Raw genomic sequence first — 15,125 nt, 5'->3', positions numbered from 1 at the left:
GCTATGAGACACCTGAAAAAGCCGGATTTCAATGCTCTCGATATTTTGAATCTTTGCATCAAGAGTATTCAAAATAAGGACCTTACTGATCGCTTATCTTTCTCAAGACAAGATGTCGTGGCAGCCGAAGAAGAATATTATAGGTATGGCGAATTACAAGGTTTATTCCAAGTAATACCAACCGAAAGTATTGGTGGTGTTGACATTGAAGAAATGAAGAAGGTCTACAAAAATACATTTGTGAAGAGTGTTAAAACTCGTAATATTTACGATCAGATAAAAAAATTACCACTCAATGATATTTGTCCAATCTGTGGGCAGCGAACTGTGGAGGGGCTAGACCACTATCTTGCACAATCTATGCACCCAGCACTGGTTGTTACACCAATAAACTTAGTTCCGGCATGTAATGCTTGTAATAAGGCAAAACTTGATGCTCAACCAAAAACAGCTGAGGAACAAACACTTCATCCGTATTTTGATTTCGTTGATGACGAAAGATGGTTATTTGCTTCTGTTGTAAATACTTCACCTGCATCTTTACTGTTTTATGCTTTGCCGCCTTCGACTTGGCCTGACGTAAAACGTGACAGAGTGATGAATCATTTTCGTATATTCGGGCTGGGTAGTTTGTACGCCTCCCATTCGGGAGTCGAGCTGACTCTTATTCGCTATGCGTTGCAAAAGCTTGCTTCAATTGAGGTTGTTCGAAACGAGCTAATAGTTCGAATGGAGAGTGCCAGAGACGCTCAACTCAATTCTTGGCAGACAGCGATGTACAGTGCCCTCGCTGAATCGGATTGGTTTTGCTCGGGAGGATTTAACTTAAAGTGAAATGTAAACGGAAGATAATGTAAATATAGGTATTAGGTTTTAGATAGATAATAATGAAGAAATAAATTAATTATCATCTAAGAAGTGTTATGCTGAGGATTACCATATAGATGCAATGTAATTAAACGATGCGAGTGGGTATTAGATGTTAAGAAATACCCACTTTCTGTCGTTTCCAGATAAAAGCTACGGTAAGTTCGTAACCGCCGGAGATTTTAGATCCATGATGATCACCTCCGAGACCTGCTTTCCTTCACCACTTGCTATTGTGTAAGTCAATGGAACTGCATGTATACGAAACCCCTCAAATATCTCGCGCACTTCGGGACGGTCGTTCAACGATACGATGAAGCGTCCTTTGATGGACCTAAGCTTTTCCGCTATCCGCATAAAATCAACGCGTGAAAATACATCTTTGCCATAGTCTGTCTCGCATCCGTAATAAGGCGGGTCGAGATAGAACAATGTGCCAGCGTGGTCATAACGCTCAATGAAGTTTTCCCACGGCAACCGCTCGATTATTACACCTGAAAGTCGTTCGTGAACCTCTTCGAGAATTGGTCCGAGACGATTAATATTAAACCGTGCTGGGCCACTGGCATCGACACCGAATGATCGCCCCTTCACTTTGCCGCCAAATGCGAGGCGCTGTAAATAGAGAAACCGGGCTGCGCGCTCCAGGTCTGTTAATGTGCTAGGGTCAGAGCTTGAAAGCCGTTCAAATTCCTTCCGAGACGTTATCTGAAATTTCATAGTCTCCATAAATTGCGGGTAGTGGCGCTGCAGAATTCGAAACAGGGTTACGACATCTCCAGAAATGTCGTTTATCGCTTCAGCTTTTGGAATCAGATTTCTGCGAAAGAAGACACCGCCCATGCCGACAAACGGCTCAGCATATAGGGTGTGAGGAATTTGTTCGATGATGGACGCAAGCCGCTGAGCGAGTTGCTTTTTACCACCAATATAACTTGCCGGTGGAGAAACCGGGCGAACCGACGTGAATGAGAATCTTTCTTGCATTTTTATTAACCTGTTGAGGCCAGTATTCCCGCGCCCGCAAGGGTCGGGGTGTGGCATTTGACCTACCGTCATGCCGGGCGGAGCTAGACGCCAATCAAAGACCGCCGCTTATTGGTGCTCAAACACCGATAACCACCCCGTTCAGGGCGGATTTCCACAATCGCTAAAATGACGATTGACTCTTATTCAAAATGAGAACATTTTAGGAACATTCCCCTAACGTGCGGAATATGTTCCTTAGTGCCTATGTACTCGGGACAGGTTTCGTGCGCCCTGTTTTCTGGAGTTTGAAATGCGCCTGCCTGAGACGATTGAACGGCTGTACCTCGACTTCGACGGGTTCTTCGCGTCAGTCGAGCAACAGTGCGACAAACGTCTGCGAGGTCGGCCAATCGGTGTTGTTCCTTTTGAAGGCACCAATAGAACCGCTGTGATCGCCTGCTCAAAAGAGGCGAAAGCAATGGGCGTGAAGAATGTGATGCCAATTAAGGACGCGCTTCGGGTTTGTCCGGATCTCATTCTCGTGCCACAGAAACCAGATTTATACCGACGCGCTCACAATGCCTTGCTCTGCGAGATTGAGACCGTCATCGCGATTGATTCGGCGAAGAGCATCGATGAGCTGACGTGCGTTCTGGACGATAGCGGCAAGCGCAATCCTGAAATGCTATCAGCACGCATCAAGGCCGCTATCGCTGACAACATCGGCCCATACATCACCAGTTCAATCGGTTTTGCGGCGAACCGCCAGCTGGCGAAGATCGCATGCAAGGCTGGCAAAGACGAAAGCAAGCGCCACGGCAGCTATGGCAACGGCCTTGCGATCTGGCATCCCGCATCGATGCCCGCGCCACTGTTGAAAATCCAGCTGGAAGACATTCCAGGCATTGGATCGAGTTTGGCTCAGCGCCTTTATAAAAACCGCGTCTACACCACGGGACAGCTTTATGCGCTGCAACCGAAGCACATGCGCAAGATCTGGAACAATGTGAATGGTGAGCGGCTTTGGTACGCCCTGCATGGATATGACATCCAAGCGCCAGAGCAACAGCGCGGCATGTTTGGCCATGGGCGCGTGCTTCCGCCAGAATCGCGCAAGATTGATGGCGCTTATGAAATCTCACGCCTATTGCTGACAAAAGCCGCACGTCGCCTGCGCCGCGAAAACTTCTATGCCGGAGGCTTATGGCTCTGGCTATCAATTCACGAAGGGTCATGGCTGGGCAAACAAGGGCTATCTGTCGTGAACGATGATCAGGCGATCTTGGCCGGTCTGAATGCACTATGGAATCGTGTCCGCCAAGAGTTCCCGAGAGGAACGGAGATTTTCCGCGTCGGCGTCACTCTGTATGATTTGTCGCCAGCCGACGAGCGTCAGATTGATCTGCTAAACAACGACGACAAGCTGCGCCAGAAATGGGAACGGGCAAACGGTGCCGTTGATAAGCTCAACAGCAAATATTCCGGCACAATCGTCAGTATGGGCGAATGGAAGCCACCGGCAGGCGGACACGTTGGCGGAAAGATCAGCTACACCCGCATTCCATCCGCTGAGGACTTCTGGTGATGGGAAACTGGAAAACTCATATCAAAGTCGGAGATCTGGCAGCCGATCAAAAGCTGGAGCTGATTTGCCGGAAATGTAACCGGCTGGCCTACACCGATAAATTATTGTTATGCGAGACGGTTGATCGCTCACAACTCTATCTCGATCAGATCGAGAGCATGGCGCGCTGCAAAGGACGCGGCTGCAAAGGCACAATGCGGCTTTCCATGGTGCGCCTTAAAGAAATGAGCGGCTTTGTCGGTGGCTTAGCATGAGCGGATACGGAACCGATAATGGCCGGGTTTCCAAGCCCGGAGGCAAATGGGAACATTGGTGCGATGCTGATGGATGCAAAGCATGGGGGACATACGGTTACAAAACGAAGTATGGCCAACTTTGGTTTTGCTACGAACACAAGCAGGAAGGTGAAGACGCCTTAGCTGGACGAAGGTGAAAGCCGCACTACCTCCCATTTAAAAGGGAGAGCATCATGTTGAAACCGAAACAGGCAGGCAGTTACCCAGATCGGGATCTGGATTGTCAGGAAGCCGTAGCGCAAGGCATTGCGGATCTGATTGAGCAAGCGACATTGTCTGGCACATCAGAAGCCGACGCCGCTGCTGCTATAGCTGATACCGGTGTACCAGGCATACGTGATCTCATTGATGATGCGATTGCTGCTGGTTGGTCAGCCGAAGAAACAGCAACCGCAATCAAAGTTGTATCGGCAGGCATGTACCGCGGCTACACCGGCACAGAACCAGATGAATGAAAACATATTTAAAACGCAAAAAGCCCCGTTAAAACGGGGCTTATTTATTTATGGCTTTCGCAGCCGGGTGCTGATCATCTCAAACAAAGCATCACTAATCCACATGCCGCAGACGCCAACAACAAATGCTGAGGCATGCAAGCCAACATTCGTGCCATCTTCGGGAGGCAGTGGGAAATTTACCGCGCGGAGATAATGGATGATAGGCCCGGTAAGATAACCCGCAGCAAGCGCACCACATATCGGGGATGCGATGGTTTCTTTCATCGATGTTTTTTTGCGAGACAGTGCTCGCAATATACCCCCAGCAAAGCCAGCGAGCAGAACCGATGTTTTCAGGCCGTATTCGCTGAATGGATCGTCCATTACTTTTTGCCCCAAATATCTTTGAGTGTATGACCGCCCATGTAAAGGGTCACAAATGTAAGCGTCAGACTTACAACGACACCCAATTCTGGAATTTCGAATTTTACGCCGGTCACACCTCCGACAATCGGTGCCGCCAGCAATATGTAAAACCAAACCAGCATGAGAAACCACATCCATGCCGGACGCCAAGCCCATGTCCAAAGGCTTTCAGACTTGTTCATTTCTGCCGTAAGCAAGCTGTTGGTGAGTTTCTGCTGTTCCATGTAAAGCTGGATGATCTCTTTATTATTGTCAGCGACAGTCACCGCCTCATCGATTTGATCAGCAGGAAGAGACGGAATAGCAACGGGATCAACACCGAGGCTTTCCGCAATGGTGTCGACAACGGTTCCAGCCAATCCACCTATAGTCGGGCCGAGCTGCGCTGAAATAATATCCTTGATGACACCGGACCCGGTTCGCACGGCAGACGACAGGATCGTATCTAAGATTGCATTGCTCATGCTTCAGCTTCCTTGGTGAACGCGTCGGAGCGCGTCTTGTTTACATGCGAGCGCCAGACGAGATAAACGACGAGAGCTACGGCACCGACGATCACGCCAGCTGCGAGCCAGTGAGCCACTTGATCAGATACAGCGTAGGTGCCAGTGCCGCCTGCACCAGTTGCAGCTGCGCCTGATGCCTGTTGCTTTGCTTTGGATGCAGCGGCCTTTGCTTCGGTCTGGAGCGCCGTGGTTGCCGCCGCCGCCGTTGACGCAGTGGCGACAATCATTTTGAGCGCCTGCGCTTCGCACGCGGCAATGCGCGTTATCCAACCCTTACCGAAGGTGATGAAGGTTTTAAGTGACTGCACAAATCCGGTTCGCTTCGCGCAAATCTTTTTGACGATAGATCGAGCGTCGGACACGCGAGCTTTCGCCAGTGTGGTAGGCCCGACAACACCATCCTGTTTTACGCCGAGCGCCGCCTGTAACCACTTCGCACCGCGCGTGGGACCCGACATCACGCCGCTATCAAAGGTCGCCAGATCAATGCCAAGTGGCAGGCTGTCACCTTGGATCGGTCGCCAGTAGTTTTTCTCGTAGATCGGCTTCACGTCATCCAGCGTCAGGTTCTTGATATCAAGGTTTGGATATGAGTGCGCAGCGATGCCGTACTTTGTCCCCTTGAGCGTACCGACACCAACCTTGCCACCGGTCCAGTTGCCGGGATCCTTGCGGTTGCTGGAATAAACACCCTCATATTTCAACGTAAATGCAAGTGAGTTTGTAAAGTTAGCTTTCATTGCGCCGGTCCTTTCAGCATAAAAAAAGCCGCCCAAAGGGCGGCTGTTTACAAAGCTAATATTCTAATCATCTAATGGGTCATCACTCATACCCGCGAACGTGCTGTCGGTAGTTCCGCCAGATGCCGACTTTTTCTTCCCTTTCTTGCGTGTATCTTTTCCGGCAGTACCTCCGGGCTGTTTGATTTCCAGTGATGTCGTGCTTCCGCCACCCCGGTCGGCTTTGTGTCGCACCGAAGAAATACGATATTTGCCATCAACGCCGGCACGTGCTCCTGAAAAGTCGAATGTTGCTTCGGCCTGCGCTTCAACCGTGAGGTCCATTTCAACATTACCTTCGCCGCCTTCACGCTCGGCCTCCCGTTTGCGCGCCTCGGCGACATTATCCGCCTGGCTTTCGTCTCCCGCTGTCGTGCGTATAACGTTGGTGGACTCTGGCAGATCACGGTCGAGATCAAACTCAACATCTTTTGATTTAAAGTCTGCCGCGTTTCGGTCGAAGTAACGAACCTTGGCTTTCGTGAATGATCTACGCCCCTTGAAAGGAGCAATATCCCACGAAATAACATTCACACCGACGATGCCTTTTATGGTTGGCAGATGCACGCCTGTGACCGATTTACCTTCACCCTGCTTTGCCAGAACAGCTTGATCTCCTTGCATCTTGAACGTGCCGCCCAATTCGCGAGCCAGCTTTTCACCAAGATGAAAGAAGCTTTCGCTGTCGGCAGACCAATAATCGCGTCTGATTTTTGCAAAATCTGGGTCAAGCTTAATCGAGGATATGTCAGAACGTTTCGCCGCATCATCCATGAATTCCTGTAGAGTGGCATTATCCTTATGAAACAGGAGCGGCTGTTTGACCTTTCCCCGACTATCAAACCCTTTCGCTGATACGCGCAAGGTTCGCCCGCCACCGCGTGAGCCGGAAGAACGAACGCTATCTACGGTGCCCTTAAATTTAGAGACCTGATTAAGAAACACCTCAACAGAAGCGCCGTCTTTCGGTAACTCAACTTGACCATCAGCGTCGTCGAAGGTGAGAGAGCAAGTGTCGGATGTGCTTCCATCTTTGTCTGTAATCTCAATGTCTATGAGATAGGGACGCATGGCACTGGTCATGTCGTTGCCATCGACAATGACCCGCCAGATTACTTTCCAATTGCTGGTCATATTATTATCCGAAAAGAGAAACGACGTTGCGCGAATGCCCTAATTCTTCCGGGGGCAGATCAGGCAAATTCACTGCCGTACCCATGGGAATTATCACTCCGAGCGATGCCAGGTCGGTGTTAAACGCAAGGGTACTTTCAACGAGGCTACGACCACGCACGCCATATGCGCGCCACAACAGCAGGTCGAGAGTAATACCCTCGCCCTTGACGATGATTGTTTGCATATTGGAATCCTAGAAAAGCCCGAACAAAGAGAGCAGGCCAGTGATCACTTGTTGTCCAGCACCTGCGTCTGGCTGTACTTTCGTCATGACAATGGTGTGCTTCACGACAAAACCCACACCATTTCGTGTAAGATCGGTATGACTTTCCGTGATCCGGGTTATGGCAAACCAGCCCATCCGTGTGCCATCCCCGCGCATGAGTGGAAACTTTGCTCCACTTCGACGCATTTCGTGAGCAGCTTCAAGCTCATCTAAGCCGCCAGTCTTCGTCGGTAAAAGTTGCCCGGAAAGGGTGATTTCGTCATCACCTTCTCCGGTAAATTCTTTTGCAGGGAAAGCGCCAATTAAGGCTTTGGATGCAATATCTGCAGAGGCAGTTCTTTGCATGTCATCGATACTAAATGGTCGCGTATCAATTGCCAGTGTGCCGAGCATATAAAGCATTGAATTACCCCGTATATTCTAAATCAGCATGAACGCCATCGAATGCAGATCTTATGCCCTGAGATACCTTCGCAGCTGCAAGGGTTGCTATTTCTTCAGGGGTTGCGGCGGATTTTGCATTGACGACGACACTGAGATTAATCGGCGGCATCGGTTTCTGGTTCATAACCTGCACCTGTTGCACACCCGATGGTTGCGCAACGACCGTCGGTGTACCCAGCAATGAGACCTGTTCTGGCTTTCCAACCCCAATCGTTGGGCTTGGCTTCATCAGATCATTCCACAACTGGCGAAAGCTAAATGGAACCGTTTCGGCTGGAGGTTCTTGCGGAGGCGGCGGTGCGGGTTCTCGTGGGCCGGTGCCGTTATAGTATTTGTCTTTATGTTCGTTCGACTTCTCGATGAAGAAGTTTGGATCAATATATCGGGGGTCAGATGGCCCCTTTGCCTCCAGTCCCTTGTAAATTCCGTAAGCAGCCGTTGACCACAGATTGAACTTAGACAGGAAGGCTCCGAATCCACCGGCCCCTGAAAAAAGGCGCCCAAGCAAACCGGCCTGTGTTGAAGCCGCGCCAGTCTTCATTGCTCCAACTTCTGTGCCGCCGTACAGCAAAGGTGTAAGCTTGCTGGATAATTGAGCCAACCAACCGCCGCCGACAGCGGCACCACCTTTACCTACGCCTGCTGCTGCACCAGCAGCAGAACTGGCAGCACCCACAGCGCTGGCTGCTGCACCGCTTCCCGTAAGGCCTGCTCCTAACGTTACGATGGTTTTCAGAATACCAACTGCTGCACGCGCACCGGAAAGAAAATAAAGTGCAGAAGCAAGCTTGCGAATTGTACCTGCCAGCATTCCAAAGCCTACACTTGCAAGCATTAGATACCCACCATATTTGAGTACCTGGCCGAAAAACTTTGCAAGCGGGCTGTCTTTGACCGCTTCGTTGAAGTCGCGAAGAGAAGCCCCAAACTCCTTGAAACGGGCGAAAATTCTGCCGAGTTTATCAGCTGCCTCATCGCCGTTCGCAGGCCCTAGCAATAGGTCGCCAAGATCATTGATCATCTGACGCAAATTGCCGTTGTAACCGAGACCGGAACTGAATCCTTTGATAGCTTGCCACAGTTGGTCTAACGGGGTTGCTCGATCTCCAAGCGATTTAAGTAGATCAAGCACACCCGCTGCAGCATCATTAATTGCTGGCAGCATCCGGTCGCCCATCTCAATACCGATAGCGGCAAGATTATTCCGTAAAAGCTGCAATGCATTTGCGGTTGTTTTGGCGCGAATCTCATACTCTTTAAAAGACGAACCAGCATAGTTGGTTTGTTTTGAGACTGTGCCCAACAGACGCTGTAACTCATCAGTACTTTTGAGCAGTGGCGCAAGTGCACGGGCCTCCGAGCCAAACACGGCTTCCATCAACGATATTTGCTGCCATTCTGGAAGTTTCTTTAGACGGTTAAGGACACTGAGCGTGGTTTTAACAGCGTCCTTCTGCATGCCCTTGGCAACTTTAATGCCATCAAGTCCAAGCTGTTTGAATGCTGCACGTTGCCGCTTCGTTGCATTTTCACCTGTGGTGAGTGCTTTGGTAAGATTCCGAAAGCTGGTGGCGGCGACTTCTGGTTCGAAGCCGGAACCGATCATCGCACCACCAAAAGCCAAAGCCTGTTCTGCAGAGAAGCCGGCGGTCTCAGCAAAGGCAGCTACACGGTTGGTGTACTCCAGAAGGGAAGGGGCATTTGCAGCGGACGTATTGCCAATTTCGTTGATAGCATCGGCCAGCAACACCGTGTCTGTCACACTTCGTCCCAAGGCAGTCTTAATTTTGGCCAGAGCTTCGCCTGTTTCACCAACTGGAGTTTCCCATGCGGTAGCCACCTTTGCCGTCGCTTCTGCAAAGGATTCCAGTTCTTCGTTCGCAAGGCCCGACTGGCCAGCTGCCGCGTAAATAGCAGCAAACCCGGAGGCCGTGATCGGAATGGTTTTCGACAGTTTCAAAATAGTTTGCCGCATATTCGCAAACTGGCTGTCGCTCGCCTCAACGACTTTTTTGACATCGGCGAAAGCCGATTCAAATTCGATGGCAGCCCCGGCAGTTGCACGAATGCCCTGAGCTACGCCGATATATGCGGCACCGATAGCTGCAATGCGCCCCAAAGTACCGGTGATCGGCGATGCAAGCCGTCGCTGTGAAGCGGCGAAATTGTCAGCCGCTCCCCGCAATCGGTTCATAGTGCCAAACAGACCACGCGCCGGGCCGGACACACGGTCAAACAGGCTAACGATCAGTTTGCTTTCAATGACTGACATTGCGGAGAGCTTTCATAACACGATGAACAGCATCCCGCTCCCGAAGTGCGTGGGAGCAGGCGTAACGGTCAACGATTGTTCTGGGAGTGTTGGTATAATGAGATAGTAGGACGGCGAGACCTCGCCAGTCGGATCCGCGCCCTATCTCACGTTTCCCAAGATGCTTTCGGTTTTCACGATGATCTGGGTAATGTCACGGCCCTTAACTTTCGAGAACAGATCGAAAGGTACGCCACACATCATCGCGAGGATTCGCATGGTGCGCTCTATGTCGCCCTTAGCTGTTTCTTCGACAGCAATCATCTGCCCCACATCAGGTTCGGCAAATTTCAGTTCTGTGATTTTGCCGCCGTTCTTATCAGCGATTGGCACCAGCAAAGTGTGTGGGACGATCAGTTCATCTTCCATAATTAATACCCTTATGATTGTTTATTAAGCACCGAGTGCACGACGAACGTCGCCAAAGTGGTCAACCCCACCAGAGCGCAAAACGCGCTCCCAGAAATCGACATACCAAAGCTCTTCGCCATTGAGATGGAACTCGTAGTGAGTGACTTCCTTGAAGGAATGGGTGCAGCCCATGAAATCTTCTGGGCTACCTTCGTCAGGTGTCCATTCAACGATTGCACCCTCGATAATCGCTCGAGCTGGTAGCGTCGCTCCGGTTTTCTTGTCTCGGACTGCTGCTGCAAAAACCCAGCGGTCAACCTGTCCCATCCCGCGGAACACATCGGTATCAAAACCTTTGATTTCCATTGCAGGTTCAGGTGCTTCAATACGAGGCAAGGCAAAATCTGCCGCCATAACACCGCCACCCGGATTGTGGGAGGCGGTAGCAAATTTGATTGCTGGGATAGTCAGTTTCGCAATCGTTGTGGCGCGGGATGTGCCGGCTTGTTCTGCGCGGCGCACATCGACGGCTGCGAGCATATAAAGAGGCTGCATGGCAGTTCCTTCAGTGTTGTATATGAAAGATGTTGACTTAGGCAGTAGCGTTAAGACGGGCGATAATTTCCGCGACCAGACCTTCAACAGCTGGGCGGTAGCGTCGAATTTCGTGATTAGCCACTTTGAAAGCAGGGGCTGGCTCAATGCCAAGATTAACGGTGAGATGACCAAGGCGAATTTGTTCAGGGCTGTTCTTGTCGGCGATAAACTTCACCTCAAATCCCAGAATATCGTTGTCGACCTTGTGGTCACGCAGCATGAATTTTTGTGAATTCAGCCACGCTTCCGCTGTATCTGCACTGATTTTTGGACCGAGAAACTGGCGGGTAATCTGAGCGAGTTTAATCGTGAGATAATCTGCGCCTCGAACCTGATGGATTTGCTGCCAGAGTTCGCCCGTTTCAGCGTTATCGGTGCCGATGAACACAAAGCCGCCATCAGCAACCGCACCGTCCACACCCGTTTCACCGCGTGTGACAATCGATACGTTTCCCTCCAGCATCTGCTGGCCTTCGGTCGACCCGTCAAAAAGCGAGAAGTTAATATTACGGGAAAGCCCAGCCAGACCTTGAATTGGCCGATTGGCAATCGTTTCAAATGGCTTGCCACCATTTTGATTGTCAACGGATGCAAACAAGCCCGCCACACGCGGTCCCATAGGTCTGGTAACAATATTGGTGCCTTCGTAAACACGAGCGGCAACACCAATGGGCATAAGCCGTTGGGAGTTCATTGTTTCGCGCGCGGAGATTGCGAGCGCTGCTGATGTATCGTCAACATCGACAGGGGCAATAGCAAGCAGGCGCTCACAAGCTGCTGGCAGTGCCGCCACAATCGGGTTGACCGTATCTGCATCTGGTCGCCATGCAGTTCGCCCAGCCCAGACAATACGCGGAGTGGCGTTGACCGCCGAAGGGATTTCGGAGACGCTGGCCAAACACTCCGCAATAGCTGCAGAAGTTGCGGCTACATCAGCGCCTTCCTTAACGCGGAAGATTGTTACATCAGCGCCAGCATTCAGACCCGTAAGCTGCGCATTGATCCCCTTTACAGCATCAGCGAGATAACCTGTACCGAGTGCCTCGACAGAATCGCGATTACTGCTGGAAATGCGAACTGGCGTATCAACCGGATATTCAGTTGCCGATGCGTTATCTGATGTTTCGATGAGCAGTATTTTAGAAAAATCTGCGCCGAGTACTGGCAACGGTTCATCTTTAGGGCGTGTGAAAGTCATGCCGAAAGTCGGTGTCGACATCGGGTTAGCTCCTTTTGGATTTCAGGATTTGCCCCGCCACGGGCTGATTTCGGCAACAAAAAGCCCAGCACAAAGGCCGGGCTTGGTAATAAGAATTATAGTTAATGGTGAAGACTAGATGACATTATTGTCGCGGGGTATCGGTCCCCATTTTCCAGTCCGCGTTAAATTTACACATGTGCCTTTTGTGTTGCGCATTGTGCGGCGTACGAACCTTTTAGCTTCACGCCATAGAAGTGGGAAGAATGCTGGTCGTCTTTTACGTGGCCTGTTGTTTCCAATAGTACTCTCTAAGCCCGACTGCCAACAGATAGCTGGTGTAACCTGATACATATCAAACTCGTTAAAGGGACCGTCTTCCGGATCAAAAAGGAAATGATCTATAGGTGCAGGAACTTTGTTCATCAGTTTGAGCAGCCTCTGTGCTCCACTACGTGAAACAACATATCCTCCCGTCAGCAAATGCCGGGAGCGCAGGCGTGTGACAGCATATTGATCTTCAATTACGACTGGTCGAGATATTAAAACTTCATGCCCAGAAGCCTCTATTTTTACAATATCCGCGTCGGAAGGTATCCATTTATCTGACGATAGAAGTAATGCTGCGCCTTTGCTCAAAGTCACATCATCTTCGAAAATTGCCGTAAAAGCCTCATCGCTATTAGCTGCTTTTTCCAAGCATTTACGATGAGAAAGAAAGCAGCCAATTTCTGCTGGGCCAAGCGGGTCGGGCCAGTTTTGGCTCATCTGGAAGTAAGTAGCCAATTCATCATTAGAGAATAACCGCCCGTCAACAGCTTCGACCCGCTCAAAAGGCAATTCGTATGCCGCAAATTGCGCAGACATGAAATTCAATCTGTCTGAGCTACGGTTTAAGTTGATAACGTATGATTTCATCGCGGACCTCTAAATAGTGGCTGACTATTAGAAACCAGCGACAAGTAAGTCAATTTTCATCTATAGGGCGGCGGCAATCCGCCAAAAATCGTCCCTCTCAGCCACGGACCATTGCATAGCTTCTCGCACAGCGTCCGTTAGCCAGTGCAAGCGATGGAAATTCTGAGCTCCAATAACGAACATTTGAGCTTCAAAGCGACTATCCTCGGATGGAAGCTGGTCGATAATTTCCTGTAACCGGGATGGAATTGCCCCATTTTGCATAGCTGACAACGCCTCTTGACGGGTGATAATTTCCAGTTGTGTTAGATGCTGGAAAAACTGTCGGCGACTAATCTCGTCTGGCAGCAAAAATTCGTTGGTTTCGGGTTCGATGATTGCCAGTCCATTCCATATCTTGCCGTAAACATTACCTCCTTGCCCCCAGCTAAATCCATAGTCTTGATCTATGCCGATAATATCCAGACCATCAATCTGCGAATGTTCTATGTCGTCGGCCATCGAGACGATTGAGCCTTTACCATCAACCGCAATGTAGAATGGGTGAGGATTTAACTTCGCCGCGTCAACAATATCGACCCCGTCACCATCGCGAAAAAATATAACGGCGAGTGTTTTGCCTGCCTCAAAGATTGGTTCACCAGTTTCTGTTTCGGTAATTTTGACACCGGGCATTTCAACCAGTTCTCTTGAAGCTTTAAGCCGACCAAAATTTTTCATTACCAACCTCCAAGTGCGCGCCAGCCAACCGCTGGTATATAAATCTGCGGCTGGCGCGCCGCGAAATAACGAGCCTGAACAGTAGAAGATGTGTCTTGTTTTGTTGAGGTTACGAAATATCCGCTTGGTGCGTGGTTCCAAACATTGCGGCCAGCCGCAGCATTATCCCATTCTACCCACCCAGCGACGCGTGTGTCAGTTAAGCAACCATTCTTTCTATCATCGGCATATTCGCGTGCGCGTTGTTCAATCCGATTGAAAATACCCTCACCCGCATCCCAGTTTCCGAAGCGATCATTCCATTTAGAGCCAAATATATTCCCATCAGTACGGAATGTAGCTGTGCCAGAATAAACCCAACCACTAGCTCGAACGTCCGAACAATGCACAGTCTTGGTCACTTCTAGATCGCCAGTATGAGTAAAGGCGAAGTAATTTATAACTGAGCCAGACTTAGCGGATATTACAGCACGTACATCCGTCCCTACACGCTCCTCACCAAAGAACGTTACTTCAAGGTTTGCACTTCCAATTCGCCCAATATAAGCAGGGGTATAGTTTCTGTCCCCTACAGCCGCATTACTTCGAGGGTATAATAGGGCTAATGGACCAGTAAGGGTTCCCCCGATTAAGCGGAGATATCTTCCATCAAAGAAGGCTTGAAGCGCTGCCTTTATGTTGGCCCATGTCGTTTTGAACATGGTCGAACTACCGGCTTCGACACCGGTAAAGAAGTCACCGTCCGCAGGCGTCACTTTACCGTTTGAACCCGCTATAGCCGCACCAACTGTCGCGGTTGTGGTGAGTGCTGGCAATTGTGCAGCAGGAACTTTGCCGCCGCTGTCGAGTGATGCCACGCCACCAGCTGCGCCTTTGTCCACTGTTCCAAGCGCGTCAATATTCGCTCGGCCCTGCACTCGCTGCGCAAGGCTAAAGTTTGTTGCCGCATCGACGCGGACCCGAACACCCAATGCTGTGCCAACCGAAGTGGCAAAGTTGGGATCATTGCCAAGGGCGTCGGCAAGCTCTTTCAGCGTATCAAGAGCTTCGCCTGATCCATTCACCAGATTATCGACAGCCGACTTGATCGCCTGTGCAACCTCATCGGCTGTCATGCCGTCCGTTATCCCGAAACCTCCCAGCGTGGTCGGCTTGTTTGTAAGATCAGCAAAGGCATGTTTGTGGGTCGATAAAGCCGTCTCAAACGACTTTATCTTCACATCAATCGCTGTGAATGTGGTGGCAATCTTGGCGATCTCACCAAGCTGGAGACCGCCCGGCGATGGTAAATCCCAATCGTAGTTTATGGTCTTTGCCAT

The 15,125-nt window shown here is 50.4% G+C and carries 18 protein-coding genes; 4 read left to right on the top strand and 14 right to left on the bottom strand.

Annotation, left to right across the window (positions count from 1 at the left end):
* Positions 1-3 precede the first annotated feature (3 nt).
* On the top strand, positions 4-834 hold the full coding sequence (locus U2P60_RS01205; protein WP_413570902.1) for a hypothetical protein: 831 nt from the start codon (positions 4-6) through the stop codon (positions 832-834).
* Between the two features lie 186 nt (positions 835-1,020).
* Here the strand turns inward: U2P60_RS01205 and U2P60_RS01200 are convergent, their stop codons facing one another.
* Entirely contained in the window at positions 1,021-1,854 is an 834-nt protein-coding gene (locus U2P60_RS01200; RefSeq protein ID WP_413570901.1) for a DNA adenine methylase, read from the bottom strand.
* A 292-nt stretch (positions 1,855-2,146) separates the two neighbouring features.
* Between U2P60_RS01200 and U2P60_RS01195 the strand changes: the two genes are divergently transcribed.
* The 3 genes from U2P60_RS01195 (at position 2,147) to U2P60_RS01185 (ending at position 4,172) form a co-directional block, all read left to right on the top strand.
* Entirely contained in the window at positions 2,147-3,421 is a 1,275-nt protein-coding gene (locus tag U2P60_RS01195; protein ID WP_413570900.1) for a Y-family DNA polymerase, read from the top strand.
* Positions 3,421-3,675 carry a hypothetical protein gene (locus tag U2P60_RS01190; RefSeq protein ID WP_413570899.1) on the top strand — a complete coding sequence of 85 codons (255 nt, stop codon included), beginning with the start codon at positions 3,421-3,423 and terminating at the stop codon, positions 3,673-3,675. Before U2P60_RS01195 ends, U2P60_RS01190 begins: the two co-directional genes overlap by 1 nt.
* 215 nt (positions 3,676-3,890) lie before the next feature.
* Positions 3,891-4,172 carry a hypothetical protein gene (locus tag U2P60_RS01185; RefSeq protein ID WP_413570898.1) on the top strand — a complete coding sequence of 94 codons (282 nt, stop codon included), beginning with the start codon at positions 3,891-3,893 and terminating at the stop codon, positions 4,170-4,172.
* A gap of 48 nt (positions 4,173-4,220) precedes the next feature.
* Here the strand turns inward: U2P60_RS01185 and U2P60_RS01180 are convergent, their stop codons facing one another.
* From U2P60_RS01180 to U2P60_RS01120, 13 genes are all read right to left on the bottom strand, one after another.
* Complete coding sequence (locus U2P60_RS01180; RefSeq protein WP_413570897.1) at positions 4,221-4,538, bottom strand: hypothetical protein; 318 nt, start codon at positions 4,536-4,538, stop codon at positions 4,221-4,223.
* On the bottom strand, positions 4,538-5,044 hold the full coding sequence (locus tag U2P60_RS01175; RefSeq protein ID WP_413570896.1) for a hypothetical protein: 507 nt from the start codon (positions 5,042-5,044) through the stop codon (positions 4,538-4,540). Before U2P60_RS01175 ends, U2P60_RS01180 begins: the two co-directional genes overlap by 1 nt.
* Positions 5,041-5,826: a glycoside hydrolase family 108 protein gene (locus tag U2P60_RS01170; protein ID WP_413570895.1), complete on the bottom strand. Its 786-nt coding sequence runs from the start codon at positions 5,824-5,826 to the stop codon at positions 5,041-5,043. Before U2P60_RS01170 ends, U2P60_RS01175 begins: the two co-directional genes overlap by 4 nt.
* A 63-nt stretch (positions 5,827-5,889) precedes the next feature.
* Positions 5,890-6,999, bottom strand: coding sequence for a phage late control D family protein (locus tag U2P60_RS01165; protein WP_413570894.1), 1,110 nt, complete (start codon positions 6,997-6,999; stop codon positions 5,890-5,892).
* Positions 7,000-7,003: 4 nt separating this feature from the next.
* Complete coding sequence (locus U2P60_RS01160; RefSeq protein ID WP_413570893.1) at positions 7,004-7,225, bottom strand: tail protein X; 222 nt, start codon at positions 7,223-7,225, stop codon at positions 7,004-7,006.
* Positions 7,226-7,234: 9 nt separating this feature from the next.
* Positions 7,235-7,669, bottom strand: a complete 435-nt coding sequence (locus U2P60_RS01155) for a phage tail protein (protein WP_413570892.1) — start codon at positions 7,667-7,669, stop codon at positions 7,235-7,237.
* A gap of 4 nt (positions 7,670-7,673) precedes the next feature.
* Positions 7,674-9,983 carry a phage tail tape measure protein gene (locus U2P60_RS01150; protein ID WP_413570891.1) on the bottom strand — a complete coding sequence of 770 codons (2,310 nt, stop codon included), beginning with the start codon at positions 9,981-9,983 and terminating at the stop codon, positions 7,674-7,676.
* A 141-nt stretch (positions 9,984-10,124) separates the two neighbouring features.
* Entirely contained in the window at positions 10,125-10,391 is a 267-nt protein-coding gene (locus tag U2P60_RS01145) for a phage tail assembly protein (RefSeq protein ID WP_413570890.1), read from the bottom strand.
* A gap of 24 nt (positions 10,392-10,415) precedes the next feature.
* Positions 10,416-10,928 carry a phage major tail tube protein gene (locus U2P60_RS01140; RefSeq protein ID WP_413570889.1) on the bottom strand — a complete coding sequence of 171 codons (513 nt, stop codon included), beginning with the start codon at positions 10,926-10,928 and terminating at the stop codon, positions 10,416-10,418.
* A 37-nt stretch (positions 10,929-10,965) separates the two neighbouring features.
* Positions 10,966-12,189 carry a phage tail sheath family protein gene (locus tag U2P60_RS01135; RefSeq protein WP_413570888.1) on the bottom strand — a complete coding sequence of 408 codons (1,224 nt, stop codon included), beginning with the start codon at positions 12,187-12,189 and terminating at the stop codon, positions 10,966-10,968.
* A 114-nt stretch (positions 12,190-12,303) separates the two neighbouring features.
* On the bottom strand, positions 12,304-13,086 hold the full coding sequence (locus U2P60_RS01130; RefSeq protein WP_413570887.1) for a glycosyltransferase family 25 protein: 783 nt from the start codon (positions 13,084-13,086) through the stop codon (positions 12,304-12,306).
* A 60-nt stretch (positions 13,087-13,146) separates the two neighbouring features.
* The gene (locus U2P60_RS01125) at positions 13,147-13,806 is read right to left on the bottom strand and encodes a hypothetical protein (RefSeq protein WP_413570886.1); all 660 of its coding nucleotides are present in this window, start codon (positions 13,804-13,806) and stop codon (positions 13,147-13,149) included.
* Positions 13,806-15,125, bottom strand: coding sequence for a hypothetical protein (locus tag U2P60_RS01120; RefSeq protein ID WP_413570885.1), 1,320 nt, complete (start codon positions 15,123-15,125; stop codon positions 13,806-13,808). Before U2P60_RS01120 ends, U2P60_RS01125 begins: the two co-directional genes overlap by 1 nt.

The organism is Brucella sp. H1_1004 (genome assembly GCF_047308065.1).
GTDB lineage: Bacteria > Pseudomonadota > Alphaproteobacteria > Rhizobiales > Rhizobiaceae > Brucella > Brucella pseudogrignonensis_B.
Note: the sequence above shows the minus strand (reverse complement) of the source record. Positions and strands in the feature narration are given on the sequence as shown.